Annotated in this window: 12 protein-coding genes; 3 read left to right on the forward strand and 9 right to left on the reverse strand. The window is 33.2% G+C overall.

What is annotated here, in order from left to right:
* Positions 1–4 precede the first annotated feature (4 nt).
* From VDP25_RS04315 to VDP25_RS04330, 4 genes are all read right to left on the reverse strand, one after another.
* The gene (locus tag VDP25_RS04315) at positions 5–361 is read right to left on the reverse strand and encodes a four helix bundle protein (RefSeq protein WP_334467258.1); all 357 of its coding nucleotides are present in this window, start codon (positions 359–361) and stop codon (positions 5–7) included.
* 61 nt (positions 362–422) lie between these two features.
* Positions 423–1,613, reverse strand: a complete 1,191-nt coding sequence (locus VDP25_RS04320; RefSeq protein WP_334467260.1) for an acetyl-CoA C-acyltransferase — start codon at positions 1,611–1,613, stop codon at positions 423–425.
* Positions 1,614–1,699: 86 nt separating this feature from the next.
* Positions 1,700–4,108, reverse strand: a complete 2,409-nt coding sequence (locus tag VDP25_RS04325; RefSeq protein WP_334467262.1) for a 3-hydroxyacyl-CoA dehydrogenase/enoyl-CoA hydratase family protein — start codon at positions 4,106–4,108, stop codon at positions 1,700–1,702.
* 1 nt (position 4,109) lies between these two features.
* The gene (locus VDP25_RS04330) at positions 4,110–4,565 is read right to left on the reverse strand and encodes a MarR family winged helix-turn-helix transcriptional regulator (RefSeq protein ID WP_215925346.1); all 456 of its coding nucleotides are present in this window, start codon (positions 4,563–4,565) and stop codon (positions 4,110–4,112) included.
* A 171-nt stretch (positions 4,566–4,736) separates the two neighbouring features.
* Between VDP25_RS04330 and VDP25_RS04335 the strand changes: the two genes are divergently transcribed.
* Both VDP25_RS04335 and VDP25_RS04340 read left to right on the forward strand, forming a co-directional pair.
* The gene (locus VDP25_RS04335) at positions 4,737–6,692 is read left to right on the forward strand and encodes an LTA synthase family protein (RefSeq protein ID WP_334467265.1); all 1,956 of its coding nucleotides are present in this window, start codon (positions 4,737–4,739) and stop codon (positions 6,690–6,692) included.
* Between the two features lie 4 nt (positions 6,693–6,696).
* Positions 6,697–7,263 carry a dual specificity protein phosphatase family protein gene (locus VDP25_RS04340; RefSeq protein ID WP_334467266.1) on the forward strand — a complete coding sequence of 189 codons (567 nt, stop codon included), beginning with the start codon at positions 6,697–6,699 and terminating at the stop codon, positions 7,261–7,263.
* Between the two features lie 15 nt (positions 7,264–7,278).
* Here the strand turns inward: VDP25_RS04340 and VDP25_RS04345 are convergent, their stop codons facing one another.
* The 3 genes from VDP25_RS04345 to VDP25_RS04355 all read right to left on the reverse strand — a co-directional run bounded on the left by VDP25_RS04345 (position 7,279) and on the right by VDP25_RS04355 (position 10,654).
* Positions 7,279–8,319, reverse strand: coding sequence for a helix-turn-helix domain-containing protein (locus VDP25_RS04345; protein WP_334467267.1), 1,041 nt, complete (start codon positions 8,317–8,319; stop codon positions 7,279–7,281).
* Between the two features lie 3 nt (positions 8,320–8,322).
* The gene (locus VDP25_RS04350; RefSeq protein WP_334467268.1) at positions 8,323–8,763 is read right to left on the reverse strand and encodes a hypothetical protein; all 441 of its coding nucleotides are present in this window, start codon (positions 8,761–8,763) and stop codon (positions 8,323–8,325) included.
* Between the two features lie 115 nt (positions 8,764–8,878).
* Positions 8,879–10,654 carry an AMP-dependent synthetase/ligase gene (locus tag VDP25_RS04355; protein ID WP_334467270.1) on the reverse strand — a complete coding sequence of 592 codons (1,776 nt, stop codon included), beginning with the start codon at positions 10,652–10,654 and terminating at the stop codon, positions 8,879–8,881.
* 235 nt (positions 10,655–10,889) lie between these two features.
* Between VDP25_RS04355 and VDP25_RS04360 the strand changes: the two genes are divergently transcribed.
* Entirely contained in the window at positions 10,890–13,523 is a 2,634-nt protein-coding gene (locus VDP25_RS04360) for a chondroitinase-B domain-containing protein (protein WP_334467272.1), read from the forward strand.
* A 141-nt stretch (positions 13,524–13,664) separates the two neighbouring features.
* Here the strand turns inward: VDP25_RS04360 and VDP25_RS04365 are convergent, their stop codons facing one another.
* Both VDP25_RS04365 and purL read right to left on the reverse strand, forming a co-directional pair.
* Positions 13,665–14,420 carry a hypothetical protein gene (locus VDP25_RS04365; protein ID WP_334467274.1) on the reverse strand — a complete coding sequence of 252 codons (756 nt, stop codon included), beginning with the start codon at positions 14,418–14,420 and terminating at the stop codon, positions 13,665–13,667.
* Positions 14,410–18,078: a phosphoribosylformylglycinamidine synthase gene (gene purL / locus VDP25_RS04370; RefSeq protein WP_334467276.1), complete on the reverse strand. Its 3,669-nt coding sequence runs from the start codon at positions 18,076–18,078 to the stop codon at positions 14,410–14,412. The genes VDP25_RS04365 and purL overlap by 11 nt, the downstream gene beginning before the upstream one ends.
* Between the last annotated feature and the right edge of the window lie 178 nt (positions 18,079–18,256).

Genomic DNA, 18,256 nt, shown 5'->3' on the forward strand with positions numbered 1-18,256 from the left:
AGAATCAAGACCACTTAAGTCCGGATTTGAAACTTGAAATCATTTTTTGTATTTGTTTTATTTTGTCTTCTAATTCTTTAAATTTTTCTTCTGAAATATAGTTTTCATTAAAAGCAACATTCAGTTGTGTTTTCCATTCAAAAGCAGAGCCTAAACTGTACTCTAAATATTGAGCAAAATGTTTGTTTGAACTTTTACTTGTGCCTTCCGATATATTTGAAGGAATAGACATAGCGCATCGATTCATTTGACTCGTTAATCCATAAGTTTCAAAATCTGGAAAATTCCTAGTGATTTTATAAGATTCTGAAACTAATGCCATGCTTTCATTCCAAATTTTTAATTTCTTGAAATTATGCATAGTCTATTGTCTTTGTCGTCTTTTTATTAATCTTGACTCTTGGTTCTGAGCGTCTTAATTGTTAATTAAGGAATTCAAATATCCCACAAGCTCCTTGACCAGTACCAACACACATGGTTACAGCACCATATTTACCTTGCATATTTTGTTTACGCATTTCATCAAATAACTGTACAGATAGTTTTGCTCCAGTACATCCTAATGGGTGACCTAATGCAATGGCACCACCATTAACGTTAATAATATCTGGGTTTAAATCCAGTTCTCTGATTACCGCTAAAGATTGAGATGCAAATGCTTCGTTTAATTCAATTAAACTTAAATCATCTTGTTTTAATCCTGCTTGTTTTAATGCTTTTGGTATGGCTTTAACTGGGCCAATTCCCATAATACGAGGTTCAACACCTGCAGCAGCATAATTAACTAAACGAGCAATTGGTTCAAGATTTAATTCTTTTACCATCTCTTCACTCATTATCATCACAAAAGCAGCACCATCACTCATTTGGGATGAATTACCAGCAGTAACGCTACCTCCTGCAGCAAATACTGCTCTTAATTTTGCTAAGGCTTCTTTACTTGTTCCTGCGCGTGGCCCTTCATCTTTAGTTACGGTGTAGGATTTGGTTGCTTTCTTTCCGTTAGCATCGATATAAGTTTGCTCAACTTCAATAGGTACTATTTGATCTTGAAAACGATTTTCAGCTTGTGCTCTTAGCGCTTTCATGTGCGAGTTGTAGGCAAACTCATCTTGGTCTTCACGAGAAACGTTGAATTGTTTTGCAACAGCTTCAGCTGTATTTCCCATGCCCCAATAATAATCTTCATGACCCGCTTTTACGGTATCGTAGTTTAATTCTGGTTTAAAGCCTGTCATTGGTACCGCACTCATGCTTTCTGCACCACCTGCAATAATACAATCGGCCATTCCAGCTTGAATTTTTGCTGTTGCAATTCCAATAGTTTCAATACCAGAGGCACAAAAACGATTTACGGTTACACCAGGAACATCTACACTATCTAATCCTATTAATGAAATAAATCGTGCCATATTTAATCCTTGCGATCCTTCTGGCATAGCGTTTCCAACAATAACGTCATCGATACGTTTTTTGTCTAGATTAGGCAGTTCTTCCATCATGTGCTGAATGGTTTCAGCAGCTAATTCATCTGTTCTTTTAAAACGGAACACGCCTTTTGGTGCTTTACCAACTGCGGTTCTGTATGCTTTTACTATATATGCTGTTTTCATAATTTTAGATTTTTAGATAATTAGATAATTAGATTTTTTGATATTTTAGATTTCTAAGAGTCTAGAAATCTGAGAATCTAAGTTGTCTAATTTCTTAACGGTTTTCCTTTGGTTAACATATGTTGAATACGTTCCAATGTTTTTCTTTCGGTACAAAGAGACAAAAAGGCTTCACGTTCAATATCTAGTAGGTATTGCTCTGTTACTTTAGTAGGTTCTGATAAATCTCCACCAGCCATAACGTAGGCTAGTTTATTTGCGATTTTCATATCGTGCTCCGAAATGTAGTTGGAATCTTCCATTGAATCTGTTCCTACTAAGAACATACCTAAGGCTTGTTTACCAAGTACTAAAACATCATTTCGTTTTACAGGCTGCGTATAACCAGAATCGGCCATTAGTTTAGCGTGTTGTTTTGCGACTGCAATTTGACGGTCTTTATTGACCACAACAACATCTTTTCCTTTTTGAAGCAATCCTAAATCGAAGGCTTCGTAAGCAGAAGTTGATACTTTAGCCATACCAATAGTTAAGAAATACTCTTGTAAAACATTTAATTGTACATCTCCTTTTCTGAAGGTGTCTGATGCTCTTAAAGCCATTTCTTTAGAACCACCACCACCAGGAATTACACCAACACCAAACTCTACAAGTCCCATGTAAGTTTCTGCTGCCGCAACGACTTTATCTGCGTGTAATGATAATTCACATCCACCACCTAAAGCCATGCCGTGAGGTGCAGAAATTGTTGGGATTGATGAATAACGCATACGCATCATGGTATCTTGGAAATATTTGATAGCCATGTTAAGCTCGTCATATTCTTGTTCTGCTGCCATCATAAAAATCATGCCGATGTTGGCGCCAACAGAGAAGTTTGCGGCTTGGTTACCAACGACTAAACCAGCAAAATCTTTTTCGGCTAAATCAATAGCTTTATTTAATCCTGCGAGAACATCTCCACCAATGGTGTTCATTTTAGATTGGAACTCACAGTTAAGGATACCATCACCTAAATCTTCAATGACCACTCCAGAGTTTTTAAACACTTCGTTTGTTTTTCTGATGTTATCTAAGATGATAAAGGCATCTTGACCAGGAATTTTTTCTTGTGATTTTTTAGGAATATCATAAGCATAAGTCGCTCCATCTTTTACAGTGTAAAAAGATGTACTTCCAGAGGCTAACATCTCATTTACCCAAGCATTTGGTTCTAAACCTTCTGCTTTCATCATTTCAATTCCTTTTTCAACTCCGATAGCATCCCAAATTTGGAAAGGACCATGTTCCCATCCAAAACCGGCTTTCATGGCATCATCAATTTTATATAAATCGTCTGTGATTTCTGGAATACGATTTGAAACATAAGCAAATAAAGCAGCAAAACTCTTTCTGTAGAATTCACCAGCTTTGTCTTTACCTTTTACTAATATTTTGAAACGATCTACAACTTTATCGACCGTTTTAGTCAATTCTAAAGTAGCAAACTTTGCTTTTTTGGAAGCTCTGTATTCTAAGGTATTTAAGTCTAATGATAAAATTTCAGAAGAACCATCCTCTTTTCTTACTTTTTTGTAAAATCCTTGTCCTGTTTTACTTCCTAACCATTTGTTTTCCATCATGGTATTGATGAAATCTGGTAATTCAAATAACTCTAAACGTTCATCTTTAGGACAGTTTTCTCTGATGCCATTAGCGACATGAACTAAAGTGTCTAATCCGACAACATCAACAGTTCTGAAGGTTGCTGACTTTGGACGACCAATTACGGGGCCTGATAATTTATCTACTTCCTCAATGGTTAAATCTAAATCTTTAACCGTGTGAAATAAACTTTGAATGCTAAAAATTCCGATTCGGTTTCCGATAAATGCAGGAGTGTCTTTAGCGATGACAGATGTTTTCCCTAAGAATTTTTCTCCATACTCATTTAAGAAATCTAATACCGCTTGGTCTGTTTTTGGACCAGGAATGATTTCGAACAATTTTAAATATCGTGCAGGATTAAAGAAGTGCGTACCACAGAAATGTTTCTGGAAATCGTCACTACGACCTTCACTCATAAACTTAATAGGAATACCAGAAGTGTTAGATGTAATTAACGTACCTGGTTTACGATATTTTTCTAGCTTTTCAAAAACTTGTTGTTTAATATCAAGTCTTTCCACTACAACTTCCATAATCCAATCTACATCAGCTACTTTAGCGATATCGTCTTCTAAGTTTCCTGTAGTAATTCGACTTGCAAAAGATTGACTATAAATAGGAGAGGGCTTCGATTTTAAAGACGCTGTTAAGGCATCGTTTACTAATCTGTTTCGTACGACTTTGTCTTCTAAAGTTAAACCTTTTGCTTTCTCTTTGTCGTTAAGTTCTCTTGGTACAATGTCTAATAATAAAACATCTACACCAATATTGGCGAAATGACAAGCGATACCGCTTCCCATAATTCCAGATCCAATAATTGCTATTTTTTTAATTCTTCGTTTACTCATCTTATTTTAAAATGTGTTCTTTTTTATTGTATATCTGTTTGTTGGAAATCATATTATTAATGATTTCTGCAACTTTGTAAAAATTTGTCAGTTCTTCTGAAGAGACATTATTTTTAATAGCCTCATTAAAGGTTAAAACCTTTTCTTTTGATAAAGCTCTTTTTTCTCTACCAAAATCAGTTAAAAAAATAAGGACTCCACGGCCATCTTCGGGATTTGGTTTACGTTCTATTAAGCCTTTGGCTTCCATAGTTTTTAAAGTTCTAGAAAGACTTGTTGCTTCCATTCCCATTTTTGGTCCCAAAGAAGTTGAAGGGGTTCCTTTTTCTGGATCAATACTCAATAATGTAAAACCTGTTGCCATAGTGGTTCCAAATTCAGACGCTTCTTCGTTGTACATTTTATTGACCGCTAACCATGTGGTTCTAAGGACGTAGTCAATGGTTTTATCTTTCATGTATAATGTTTGAAAACCAAAGATAGTAAAAAAATACTATGCATGCATAGTATTTTAGCAAAAATTGTATATAATTTTTTGATATATGGATTTTGAAGGCTTTTTAAATAATTACATTAAATTTGTCTCATTGTATTATTAACAGCATTTTGCAAATAACTACGCATTACATTGAACAACTCGGTTTATAGATTTCAAGAATATAAAGTATTTTTTTACAGACTTTTTTTAGTTTACCTTTTTTACTTCATTGCTAGAGTTTTGTTTCTTATTTACAATTTTGATTTATTGCATGTTGAGTCTGTTACAGAGTTTCTTAAAATTCAATACCATGGATTAGCATTTGACACAACAGCTATTTTATATGTGAATAGTTTGTTTTTGTTAATGTCATTTTTGCCTTTATTTATAAATACTAAAAAGAGCTATCAAAAGGTTTTATTTTATGTGTATTTTGTTACAAACCTAATTGCTTATGCCATCAATTTTGTAGATTTCATTTACTATAAATACACCTTTAGTCGTACCACGATAGTTGTTTTAGATGTGGTAAAGCACGAAACAGATAAAGGAGGTATGTTTTTTAGGTTTTTAATTGATTATTGGCATGTTTTTTTACTGTTTGTTTTGACTTCATCACTTTGGGTTTACTTATATAGAAAAGTGAATATAGCTTCTGTTGATAGATCAAAACTCACGACCAAGAAAAATTTAATTTATGTATTACAGTCGTTAGTTGTTTTTTGCATTGTAACAGTTTTAACTATTGGTGGCATAAGAGGAGGAGATTTTAAGAAGAGCACCAGGCCAATTAATCTTGTAGATGCCAATAGGCATGTTCAAAAAATAGAACAAGCAGATTTGGTTTTGAATTCTCCATTTGCTTTTATCCGCACATTCAATGCTAATTCTTTTAAAAAAGTGGGGTATGAAATGGATCAGGCAGTTGTAGACAAATATGTACAGCCAATTAAACAATATTCAAATAATCCTAAATCAAAACCTAACATTGTATTAATAATTACAGAAAGTCTTGGTCGTGAGTATTTAGGTGCTTTTAATACAGAATACAATATACCCAACTACGTAAGTTATACTCCTTTTTTAGATTCGCTAGCCGGAAAAAGTTTAATTTTTCCAAATGCTTTTGCCAATGGAAGTAAGTCAATTCATGGTATGTCTTCTATTTTATCAGGGATTCCTTCGTTTAAAGATGCGTTTACATCTTCGGCATATTCCAAACAGGAGATTCAATCTTTGGTTTCAATATTGAATAGTGAAGGTTATAATTCGACATTTTTTCACGGAGCAGCAAGAGGTTCTATGGGCTTTTTAGGCTTTAGTAACATATTGGGATTTGATTCGTATTTAGGACGTGAAGATTATAACAATGACGATGATTTTGATGGTGCATGGGGAATTTGGGATGAGCCTTTTTTACAGTATATGAAGGAGAATATTGATGATATGGAAACACCCTTTTTTACAACTGTTTTTACCGTTTCGTCTCACGAACCTTATATTATACCTAAAAAATATGAAGGCAAATTTCCAATCGGAAATGTCCCTATGCATCAATGTGTTGGCTATACCGATTATGCTTTTAAGCGATTCTTTGAAGAAGCTAAAAAAGAACCATGGTTTGATAATACCATCTTTATTATTACTGCAGATCATGGTAATCAGGTGTATTATAAAGACATGTATTATAAACCTATTAACCGATTTACGGTGCCAATTTTGATTTATAAACCGGACAATTCCATGGCAGGTGTTAATATGGATTTGGCACAGCAAATTGATATTTATCCAACGGTTTTAGATATGATAGGGTATAAGAAGCCTTTTAGAAGTTGGGGACGAAGTTTAGTTGATTCTACAGATTCAACTAAGCCATTTACAATTAATTATGGGAGTTCACATTATCAATTTCAGATGGGAAATTATATTTGTATATTTGATGGAAAGAGAGCTAAAGGATTTTATGATATTTCAGATAAAGGCTTGAAAAACAACCTTATTGGAAACAAAAATGCTGAAATGTCTCAAATTGAAAACATTTGTAAAGCCTATGTTAAAGATTACTACGATAGAATTATCGATAAAAAACTAAGCTTAAAAAATTAAGTATATGAAGAAAAAAATAGGATTGTTTGTTTTAGCTATCGTTATCATTGGCGCTGCTAAATTTTATTATGATGTAAATTTAAACTATAATTTTAAAGCTATCTCAGAGGGTAAGGTTTATAAATCTGGAGTAATTCCTCCTGATGAGTTAGAAGATTATATTACTAAACATAATATTAAAAGTGTTATTGATTTAAGATTTCCTGGTACTGATGATCTTGTAAACAATCCTGAGATTCCAGAACAATTAATCGTAGAAAAAGAGGCTATTGAAAAGATTGGTAATGTTAATTATTATAACGTAGGATCAAGGCAGGTGCCAGATCAACCAACAGTAGATAAGTTTTTAAAAATTATGGATGATAGTACTAATTATCCAGTTTTGATTCATTGTCACCATGGTGAAGGACGAGCTCCTTTGTTCTCTGCTATTTATAGAATGGAATATGAAGATATTCCAAATGAAGAAGCACGAGACGAAACACGTGTTTTAGTTAAGTGGAGTTCTTTTGATGATGGTAAACCTAAAGGAGAATTTGTTAAAAATTACAAGAAGCGTAGCAGTAAATAAGACTTAAAGATTAATCTAATCTTTAAAGTTGATGATTTCTTTTCGAGATTTTACATTCAGTTTTTGATATATGGAACTCACGTGAGATTTTACGGTGCTTATGCCAATATTCATGTCATCTGAAATTTCTTTATTAGATTTTCCGGCTTTTAATAAAGCATAAATTTTTCGTTCTTGTACACTAAGAGTTTTTAGAGCTAATGTTTGTTTATGAGGTCTTTTTCTTATTTTTCCGTTAATAAAAAAACCTAATCCAAATGATAAAAGAATACTCAAAGCAATGAGTATTCTATTGTCGAAAGCGTTTTTTCTTTTAGGAACTTTTGACTTAAAGGTTTTAAAATATTCTGAGTCTTCGTTTTTCCACTTTTCAATAAAATTTTGATAATAGTCTGTGTTATTATCTATGTCTACCTCATATTTACTTTTTTGTAATGCATATAAAGATACCAGAGGATAGGAGCAAGTGTCTGCAATTTTTCTGAGCTGTTCATTAAAAGCATTAGTAACAAACTCGCTCTTTACTCTAGTGGCACTATAGTTGGTGCTGTCTATGAGTTTAACAATATCGTCTACTTTATCAATAATTTTATTTTTTACATCACTTTTAAAAGTTACATCGCTAAAGGTTTTATTATTGTTGAAAATTTCAATTTTAGAGGCTTTATTGGCAACGATAAAGAAATGGTTCTCCTCTTTACCTCCTATGATTATTGAGGCATCTGATGCCCCTTTTTTAGATATATGAAGTCGATATAAATTGTCATTTTTAGGAAGGTAGTCTATGTTAAATTTAAAATACCCAGAGCTATCAACATCAGATTCTGCAATAATCATACTACGAGACATGGTGTACATTTTGCTAAAATCTGAAATATGTGATAGATATAGTTTAGGCTTCCAGATGCTGTCTAAAACAATGTGACCTTCAATTTTAGGTTCATTATTTGAGAAATTCTGACTGAAAAGACTATTGCTATTAAAAAGAAGAATTAGAGTAAACGTAGCTAGTAAATTTACATAGCGATCATTAAAAGGTAGATTGGCTAGTTTCAATTTTTAGTTATGTGTTATAAATCTTGAATTAATCTTTATGGATGCATAGGTTTTTGTAGGTATTAATTTAATAATCCACTTGCCAGCGATAGGATCACTGATTATTTTTTCAATTTTACCTTCAACAAGTTCCCTATTTAGACTTTCATCATAATTTAAGGGTAATTTTTCTTTTAATTGACTTTCAACGGCAAATTCTCCTTGTTTTTCGCCTTTAGGATTGTAAATCTCTATTTTAAGACTTCCTAAGAGTACTTTACAATTAATATCGAGACCTAAGCTAGATGTTTTTTCTGTGACGTTTAAAATAATACTTTGATCTTCCTTGTCGTTGCTAGTTAGATTTATAGATCTTTTTAAATCAAAGGTAGAACTTTGAGCAATAGCAGGATGTGAAATACATAATGCAATTAGAAAGATTGAAATAGTCAATAAACGTTTCATAATATTTTAATTTAGAATTTATATTACAAAACTATTTCAAAATCACAAGTATTAAAGTTTATAGCGTATGAAAAAGGTACTAATAAAGTTTTAAAAAGGTGCTAAACCAAAGTAATTACTGCTGTCTATAAATTTTGTCATAGAGATCTTGGTAAATGTTTTTTATGATTTTTCGTTTCATTTTCATGGTTGGTGTAAGGTGGCCACCATCAATAGACCATACATCAGGTGTAAGTTCAAAACGTTTAATTTGTTCCCACTTACCAAAATTTTTGTTGTATTTGTCAACTTCTTTTTGAATACGATTTATAACAATTTCTGATTTAGAAATGGCTTCATCTGTTTTTTCAACACCATTTTGTTTATGGTCAATCCAATCTCTGATAAAGTCAAAATTTGGTTGGATTAAAGCTGCAGGCATTTTTTCGCCTTCTCCAACAACCATAATTTGTTCTATAAAAAGCGACTGTTTCATGTCATTTTCTAATAGAGGTGGAATGACATATTTTCCTCCAGAAGTTTTAAACATTTCTTTTTTTCTACCTGTGATTTTTAAGAAACCATCGGCATCAATTTCTCCTTTATCTCCTGTATGAAAATAATTGTCTGTCATTACTTCATTAGTCTTTTCAGGGTCTTTGTAATATCCCATCATAACATTAGGTCCTTTTATTAAGACTTCTCCATCGTCTGCAATTTTAACTTCTACATTATCTATAGGTTTTCCAACGGTTCCCACTCTATACATTTTGTCTTTATATAAACCAACAGAAACAACAGGAGATGTTTCGGTTAGTCCATAACCTTCCATAACTCTCATTTGTGCTGCGCCAAAAACACGAGCTAATCTTGGTTGAAGTGCTGCGCTACCAGAGACCATAGTTCCTAATTCACCACCTAGTGCTTCGCGCCATTTATTAAAAATAAGTTTGTTTGCAATTTTAAGCTGAAATTCATACCACGTACCATTTGCTCCATAAGGTTCCCAGCGTTCACCTAATCTTACAGCCCAAAAAAACAAGGCTTTTTTTATACCCGTTAATTCTTCTCCCTTAAGCATTATTTTATCGAATACCTTTTCGAGCAATCGCGGTACAACACTCATTAAGTTTGGCTTTATTTCTTTAGCATTTTCACCAATTTTATCAATGCCTTCTGCAAAATAGATGGAAGTACCTGCATATTGGTACACATAAATTAAGAGACGTTCAAAAATATGACAGATAGGTAAGAAGCTTAAAATACGGTTTTCGCCTTTTACTAGAGGAACTCTTGGAGAGCTGTCTAAAGCATTACTCGTAATATTCCAATGCGAAAGCATAACACCTTTAGGTCTACCTGTTGTACCAGAAGTGTAAATTATAGTAGCTAAATCTTCAGGTTTTACAGCATCTTTTCTGGCCTCAACTTCGGGTTGGTTGCTTTCGTCTTTTCCTAATTCAAATAATTCAGAATAATGTTTACAGCCTTCAATATAATCAAAAGAATAGACCTCTTTGATGTTTGTATTGGCTTGAACTTTTCTAACTTTTTCTAATACTTCTTTATCCGAAACAAAACAATAGATAGATTCACTATGGTTTAATACATATTCATAATCTTCTGCAGAAATCGTAGGATATATAGGGATATTTTGCGCTCCAAGCTGAAGAATTCCAATATCCATAATGTTCCATTCAGTTCTGTTTGTGGTAGAAATTACAGCTATTTTATCATTTTTTTTAATTCCCAATCGCAACAATGCCCTACTTACTGTATTAGATTTATCAACGTATTCTTGTGTCGATATAGCTTCCCATTTACCATTGTATTTGGTAACTAGAGATTTAGGGTTAGGCTTATGTTGTAATTGGTAATAAGGAAAATCAAAAAGGCGTGTTACTTCTGTCATATTATTAAACTCTTGTTGTAGTATTACGAAAATATGAAATATATAATTAGTATCGTAGCTAAGCATATAATAAATATTATTAGATCATTTACGGTAATCCTATTAAATACATGCTGGTTTAGTGAATTATGCAGTTTTAGTCAAGTTTTTTTGTTAAAACTATATATTTTTAAGTATATTTGGTTAACCAGATTGGTTTACCAATCAAAATAATCAATATTTAATTTTTACGAGTATGAAAACATTTTACCTTTTTAAGACTTCAATTTTTATTGCAATATGTACATTGCTATTATCAACATTTAGTGTGTTTTCTCAAGAAACATACATTATTAGTAATCCTGAAGATCTAGATGCCTTAAATGAAACCCTTGCAGCAGGAGATACTGTTATTTTGCAAGATGGAGTATATGACTCAGATGATAGAATTAAATTTTCACCTACAACAGGTACTGCAGATATGCCTATTACTTTTAGAGCAGAAACACCTGGAGGAGTAAAGTTTACAGGTGGTTTAAGAATGAGTATTGGTGGAGATCATGTTATTGTTGATGGTTTTTATTGGCAAGGAGGTTATGGATCGAGTGTTGTTATTGAATTCAGAGATGGGGAAGATTATGCTAATAATAGTACAATTCAAAATTGTGCAATGAATGGCTTAACTGTTGATCCTGCAGACCAGGTAGAAGGGCAAAGTAAAAAACACAATTGGGTTATGCTGTACGGCACGTATAATACTGTAATTAATTGTTCGTTTATGAATAAATCTAATGCAGGAAATATGATTTTAGTAGAATTAGCATATAACGCATATCCTCCTGTTGAAGATGGTGAGCCTGAAATAAATACGAGTTGCGATATTGTTGGTCATACAATTAGTAATAACTATTTCTATAACTACGAAAAAATTGATTCTAATTTAACTAATGCTGGTGATAGTGAAACCATACGTATTGGTACTAGTTCTTATCAGAATGTTGATAGTAGCGTAATGGTAAGTAATAATTATTTTGTTCAGGCAGATGGTGAAAATGAAATTATTACTAATAAAAGTAAAAACAACTCTTATATTAATAATACATTTAGAAGAAGTAGAGGGTCTTTAGTGCTTAGACACGGTTCTAACGCAACAGTAGAAGGGAATTACTTTTTAGGTGAAAATGTAGACGGTACAGGAGGTGTTAGAATTGTAGATAGTGAGCATACAATTACTAATAATTATATTCAAGACTGTATAACAGTGGTTGATCAGGCAAAGTGGAATAACGGTATTACATTTTTAGGTGGAAGTGCTAATAACGCTGTGTCATGTTCTTCTGATAATACTTCAAGCGATTATCAGAAAGTGGAAAATATAAGTATTTCTAATAATACAATTATAAACACTAATGCTCCATTATACTATAACACAGATAAAGGGTCAACAGATCCAACTGGAACAGTTTCTAATAATTTAATTTATTTCACTGCGGGCAATCCAAATATCTCCAATGTTATTAGTGGAGATACCGACAATGCATATGCTAACCTTGGCACAACTTTAAATTACAGTGGAAATGTTTATGCAGGCGCTACATTGGGAGCTACTAATCTTGGTTTTTCTGAAGAGTCAGGAATTATGGCGACTTCTGTTGGAGAAATTTTTACATTTTCAGGACTTGGCTCTGTAGGCAAAGGAGCTGATATGGGTGTTTATGCTCCAACAACGGATGCTATGGTTGGTCAAGGCATTGGAGCTTGTTTTTTAAATAATTTAGGAGCGAGTATAATTGATGGAGATTGTACCATTGAAATACCAGAATCATTAACAGTGAGTAGTTTGCCTGTGCTTGATTCTGAAGCTGCTAATTATGATGTTTCTGTGAATGCAAATGTAAGTTGGGCAGCTGTTTCCAATGATCCATGGATATCTATTGATATTAATTTAGGTACAGGTGATGCTACAGTTGTAGTATCTGTAACCGATAATGAAGAAACTAGTAGTAGAACAGGTTCAGTAACTTTTACTCAAACATCTGGAGAAAATGTAATTGTAAGACAATTAAATATAACTCAAAACGGGGCTGATTTAACAGATCTATACAATCTTATTAATACAGGTTTAGATGACGATCCGGTTACTATTCATTCGTTCTCACAAGAGCAAGTAGATCTTGATGCAGATCCTCCAAAAACAAATTATGCAAATAACACTTTAGATAAAGATACAGGAACACAATGGACAGCAGCAGATGGAGATGTTTTACCTGGTGATTATAAGGGTGACGGAGAATATGTAATTTACGATTTAAATGATGAGTATGAACTTGATTTAATACAGATAGCTACAGATGATAAGTCTGACCCTTATGGCATTCAAATTTGGGTTTCTACAACAGGAACAGCACCTTCAGATTTTACAATGCTTTTACCAACAGCAGGCGAGTTATTAATAACAACAACAACGGGAACAAGAGATGATTTTGATCAATACGAAGTATCGGCAAATGCGCGTTATGTGAAATTGTTAAGTTTTGGAAGATTTAATACAGCAGGAAATAATAGAACAAGTGTCTGGTCTAACATTACCGAAATAGAATTTTTTGGTACTTCAGCGTTGTCTGTAGGTGAGGTTGATTTGAAAGACAATATTTCCATTTACCCTAATCCAGTAAAAAATAGCTTAACGATTAAGCTTTTAAATGCTACAGAAATAGAGTTTGCAAAAATATACAGTTTAGAAGGTCAGTTAATTTTGAATAAAAAAGTAGCGTTTTTAAACTCAGAAACTTCAATAGATGTCTCAAGTATTGCAAGCGGAACTTATATTCTAAACCTTTCTAATTTAAAAGGAGTTGATATTTCTAAATTTATAATAGTAACAGATTAATAGCAAATCATGTTATAATAGTTTTAGTGTTTTTAAAACTATTCAAAAAAAAGCTTTTACATTGTGTAAAAGCTTTTTTTATAGGTAAAAGATTAATGATTGAACATTCAAAATATGGAATAGTTCATTTAAACTTTTGAGCTATTTTATAGAATTCAAATAGTCTAATTTTTCAAAAAAATCATTTTTATGTTTCTCCCATCGTTTTCCTTTGGCGATGTCTGAAAGCAACTTATTGTTACCGTCAGTATAATTCATGCAAAAAAAGTCTCCATTGGGATGAATTACTATGGTATGAAATCTAGACTTATAATCTCTAAATAGCTCATTTATTATACCAAAATAATCTTTATACCATCTCTCTTTTTTATAGGTTAATGGGTGACCATTATTGTGTTTAAAGAAATGATACACCTCTGAGGTATTTTTTTTACGTAAATTTTTAGTACAGGCCCTCTGATTTTTCACATAGTCAGAATGACTGATTGCATGTCTATGAGATGTGCTGTCTTTAGTATAAACAACGCCCGATTTTTCTGGAAATTCACTTATTTTTTTCAAGGTATCTTGATAGTGGATGACCATAATTTTTGTTGTATCAATTTTATTTCTATTTGAAAAAAGCAGAAAAAGTTGGTTTCGTTTTATGCTATCTAGTTTTCCAAATAGATATGAATGCCTAAGGCGGTGTAAAACCAGTGTGTCATTTTCGTACCTCAGGCTAGAAAATAGGTTACTTTTTAATTTAATATTGTGTTGTTTTTTAGAAATGTTGAAGTATTCAACATCAGAATACAGCGTGTCTTTAGCATATTGTAGATAATACTTAGGCTTTTTTATCTGCGAGTATCCTAATAATGAAAAACATAATAAAAAAACAAACAGCTTAAATTTCATTGGTAATCCATTTTCTAGCATTCACAAAAGCTTCAAGCCATGGTGATACGTCATCTTTTCGTCCTGCTGGGTAATTAGCCCAGTTCCATTGAAAAATAGAACGTTCAATGTGTGGCATAGTTACTAAATGTCTTCCGGTTTTATCGGTTAACATAGCCGTATTAAAATCTGAACCATTAGGATTAGCAGGATAATCTGTATAACCATATTTGGCTACGATATTGTATTGGTCTTCCGTATAAGGCAATTTGAATTTACCTTCACCATGAGAAATCCAAACTCCTAATGTCGCACCTTCCAATGAAGAAAGCATCACCGAATTATTCTTTTGAATCTTCACAGACGTAAAGCCACTTTCGTGCTTATGAGAATCATTATACGTCATTTTTCCGTGAACCTCGTGTTCTGGATTTACTAAATCGAGTTCCATCATTAATTGACAGCCATTACAAATACCAACAGACAATGTGTCTTCGCGCTTAAAGAAATCATTAATTACTTTATTGGCTTTGTCGTTATATTTAATAGCTCCGGCCCAACCTTTAGCAGAACCTAAAACATCAGAATTACTAAAACCACCAACAGCTCCTAAAAACTGAATGTCTTCAAGAGTTTCTCTGCCCGAAATTAAATCGGTCATATGCACATCCTTCACATCAAAACCAGCTAAATACATCGCATTTGCCATTTCGCGTTCAGAATTTGAACCTTTTTCTCTAAGAATAGCGGCTTTTGGTCGTGTGTTGGTTGTGCCAAGCGTATCTTTTAATTTTCCTGTAAAATGACTTGGGAAGGTAAAGTCTAAAGCTTGATGTTTATAATTATCAAATCGGTCTTTGGCTAAACCATTTGCGGTTTGTTTTTGATCGAGTAGGAAAGAGGTTTTAAACCACGTATCTCGTAATTTTGAAACCGTCATCGTAAAGACTTGACTACCGTTTATAATACCTAAAACATCACTTTCGGTAACGTCACCTATTTTGTGGAATTTGATAGCTGCATCAGAAAGGATACCTTCAATGCTATCATCCTCTGATTGAATTACAAGTCCTGCATTTTCAGCAAATAAAACTTTAAATGAATCCGATTCGTTTAAGCTTGTAATATCTAATTCAGCTCCTAAATTAGTATCTGCAAAACACATTTCTAAAAGTGTGGTTATTAATCCACCAGAAGCCACATCATGACCAGCAACAATTTGATTGTCTTTTATTAAATTTTGAATGGTATTAAATACCGTTTTAACGTAAGCCGCACTTTTTATGTTTGGAGTGGTATTTCCAATTTTGTTATTGATTTGTGCGAATGAACTTCCACCTAATTCAAACGTATCTTGTGATACATTGATATAATAAATAGATCCTTTTCCTTTCTGAAAAACAGGTTCCACAACTTTCGTAATATCATTACAGTTTCCGGCCGCAGAAATAATTACTGTACCTGGAGAAATGACATCACCATCAGGATATTTTTGCTTCATGGATAAGGAATCCTTACCTGTTGGTACGTTGATGCCTAAGTCAATTGAAAATTCTGAAATCGCTTTTACCGCTTCATACAAACGTGCATCTTCACCTTCATTTTTACAAGGCCACATCCAGTTTGCGGATAAAGACACACTCTTAAGTCCATCTTTTAAAGGCGCCCAAATAATATTGGTTAACGCTTCTGCGATAGAGTTGCGACTTCCTGCTTCCGGATTAATTAATCCCGAAATAGGAGAGTGCCCAATAGAGGTTGCAATACCTTCTTTACCTTTAAAATCGAGTGCAATTACACCAACATTATTTAAAGGAATTTGTAAAGGACCAACACATTGTTGTTTGGCCACTTTACCACCAACACAACGGTCTACTTTATTTGTTAACCAATCTTTAGAGGCTACAGCTTCTAGTTGTAATACTTGGTCTAGATAATCGTAGAATTTATTGGTGTCATAAGAAATACCTCCATAGTTTTTTTCAACCGTAATATCGTTCATTATGGTTTTTGGAGAGCTTCCAAACATATCTTCTAAGGCTAAATCCATTGGTTTTTCACCAGTAGTTTTAGATTCGAAAGTAAAGCGGTGTTTTCCTGTAACTTCACCAACATCGTAAATTGGAGAACGTTCTCTATCGGCTATTTTATGTAATGTTTCTAAGTGTTTATCGGCAATCACTAATCCCATACGTTCTTGAGATTCGTTACCAATAATTTCTTTTGCAGACAATGTTGGGTCTCCAACAGGTAATTTGTCTAAATCAATGTTTCCTCCTGTATCTTCAACAAGTTCAGATAAACAGTTAAGGTGTCCACCAGCTCCATGATCGTGAATAGACACAATAAAATTTTCATCGCTTTCTACCATGCCACGAACCGCATTGGCAGCACGTTTTTGCATTTCTGGGTTAGAACGTTGTACAGCATTTAATTCGATGCCTGAAGCAAATTCACCAGTATCTGCTGAGGACACTGCAGCTCCTCCCATTCCAATTCGGTAATTATCACCACCAAGAATCACGATTTTGTCGCCTTCTTGAGGTGTATCTTTTAAAGCTTGATCTGCTTTTCCATACCCAATTCCACCAGCTTGCATAATGACTTTGTCGTAACCAATCTTACCATTTTGATCTTGGTGTTCAAAGGTTAAAACAGAACCACAGATAAGCGGTTGCCCAAATTTATTTCCAAAATCAGAGGCACCATTACTGGCTTTTATTAAAATATCCATTGGTGTTTGGTACAACCATTTACGTTCAGGGAAGGCTTTTTCCCAAGGACGTTCTTCTTCTAATCGCGAGTATGAGGTCATGTAAACGGCTGTTCCGGCTAATGGTAAAGAGCCTTTTCCGCCAGCCAATCGATCTCTAATTTCACCTCCAGAACCTGTTGCTGCGCCATTAAATGGCTCAACAGTTGTTGGGAAATTATGGGTTTCTGCTTTTAATGAAATTACAGATTCGTAATCTTTAGTTGTATAGTAATCTGGAACATCAGCACGTTTTGGTGCAAATTGCTCAACAACAGGTCCTTTTATAAAGGCGACGTTGTCTTTATATGCTGAAACAATATCGTTAGGATGTTGTTTCGATGTTTCTTTTATAAGTTTGAATAACGACGTTTCTTTTTCTTCTCCATCAATCACAAAGGTTCCATTGAAAATTTTATGACGACAGTGCTCAGAATTGACTTGAGAGAAGCCGAAAACTTCAGAATCGGTCAATGGTCTACCTATTTTTTTAGAAACACTTTCTAAATAGTCAACTTCCTCATTACTAAGTGATAAGCCTTCTTGTTGGTTGTATTCTGAAATGTTTTCAATATTTAGAATCGCTTTAGGTTGAATATCAATTTTGAAAATATCTTGATTTAAACTTTGATATTTTTCAGAAATCATAGGGTCGTAATCTTTGAAATCTTTAGGAACTGAAGTAAATTCTTCAATTCTTAGGATATCAGATATTCCCATATTTTGAGTGATTTCAACAGCGTTTGTACTCCAAGGAGTAATCATTGCTGCTCTAGGTCCAACAAAAAAAGCATCGAGAGATGCTTGTTCTATTTTTGGTTGGTCGCCAAATAACCATGTCAATTTTGAAACGGTTTCTGTTGATAATTCTTTTGTTGCTTGAACAGCAAATACCTTGCTGTTTTGGTTTCCGAAGAAATGAATCATTTATGTCGTGTGTTTGAGTTGTGTTTAGTAAAATGCAAATTTACTTTTTTTAAACGTGATTTAACTCATAATTGTGTATTGAAAATTGGGAGTTGTTCACGATGTTTTAAACATAAAAAAAAGCGACTCACTGAGTCGCTTTTTTTATATGATAGTTATAAATATTTTTTTATTAATA

The organism is Winogradskyella sp. ECml5-4 (assembly GCF_036903175.1).
GTDB classification, from domain to species: domain Bacteria; phylum Bacteroidota; class Bacteroidia; order Flavobacteriales; family Flavobacteriaceae; genus Winogradskyella; species Winogradskyella damuponensis.

Excerpts from the sequence above, each read along its gene's own strand:
- VDP25_RS04315 (WP_334467258.1), bottom strand. The coding sequence starts at position 361 with ATGCATAATTTCAAGAAATTAAAAATTTGGAATGAAAGCATGGCATTA.
- VDP25_RS04320 (WP_334467260.1), bottom strand. The coding sequence starts at position 1,613 with ATGAAAACAGCATATATAGTAAAAGCATACAGAACCGCAGTTGGTAAA.
- VDP25_RS04325 (WP_334467262.1), bottom strand. The coding sequence starts at position 4,108 with ATGAGTAAACGAAGAATTAAAAAAATAGCAATTATTGGATCTGGAATT.
- VDP25_RS04330 (WP_215925346.1), bottom strand. The coding sequence starts at position 4,565 with ATGAAAGATAAAACCATTGACTACGTCCTTAGAACCACATGGTTAGCG.
- VDP25_RS04340 (WP_334467266.1), top strand. The coding sequence starts at position 6,697 with ATGAAGAAAAAAATAGGATTGTTTGTTTTAGCTATCGTTATCATTGGC.
- VDP25_RS04350 (WP_334467268.1), bottom strand. The coding sequence starts at position 8,763 with ATGAAACGTTTATTGACTATTTCAATCTTTCTAATTGCATTATGTATT.
- VDP25_RS04355 (WP_334467270.1), bottom strand. The coding sequence starts at position 10,654 with ATGACAGAAGTAACACGCCTTTTTGATTTTCCTTATTACCAATTACAA.
- VDP25_RS04360 (WP_334467272.1), top strand. The coding sequence starts at position 10,890 with ATGAAAACATTTTACCTTTTTAAGACTTCAATTTTTATTGCAATATGT.
- VDP25_RS04365 (WP_334467274.1), bottom strand. The coding sequence starts at position 14,420 with ATGAAATTTAAGCTGTTTGTTTTTTTATTATGTTTTTCATTATTAGGA.
- purL (WP_334467276.1), bottom strand. The coding sequence starts at position 18,078 with ATGATTCATTTCTTCGGAAACCAAAACAGCAAGGTATTTGCTGTTCAA.